Raw genomic sequence first — 573 nt, 5'->3', positions numbered from 1 at the left:
ATTTACCTCGTCTTCTGTGTACTCAATATAGTAATTAGTTTCAGGATCCAGATAATAACCCTCACTTAGTTGTAAGTAGCCTGTATTGGTTGCGAAATAATACTTCTTCCCACGACTTCGAGCGGCATATTCCCACTGTGCTTCTGTTGGTAAGTCAAAGGGTATTGCACTAATTTGGCCTACCCATAGACAATAATCTTTGGCTTCTTGCCACGTTTTAGCACTGGCTGGGTGATCTTTTCTATTTTCAAGAAGCCACTGGTAGCGCTCTGAGTTGCGTTTAACAATAGAGCCATCTTGGATATTCTCTTTTGCTACGGGCAGTCCGTTGATCTGACGCATCCACTCCATATCAATAAAGCGCGTTTCAAATTTAGCGATTGAGTAGGCATCGAGTGTGACTTGATGCAAATGATCAGCTCCTGTCATCTGACTCCCCGGTGAGCTCAAACATTCAGCATCCGGAGACCAATCCATCCGGCTGATCGTACCGCTGGGAACTTCACAAGGAGCACCAAAATCCCCCATGTCAAAACTGCCGCCTTCAACAAACACCAGATTCTCGATGGCACG

1 protein-coding gene is annotated in these 573 nt (G+C 45.4%); it reads right to left on the bottom strand.

The genetic code is table 11. The annotated features are described in order from the left end of the window. Nucleotides 1-573, bottom strand: a 573-nt coding sequence (locus tag L6J37_RS21260) for a formylglycine-generating enzyme family protein (RefSeq protein ID WP_237796528.1), incomplete at both ends; no start/stop codon positions are given.

Origin of the sequence: Photobacterium sp. WH77 (assembly GCF_022014395.1) — a bacterium.
GTDB lineage: Bacteria > Pseudomonadota > Gammaproteobacteria > Enterobacterales > Vibrionaceae > Photobacterium > Photobacterium arenosum.
The sequence above is the reverse complement of the archived record's forward strand: the minus strand, read 5'-3'. Positions and strand labels throughout refer to the sequence as shown.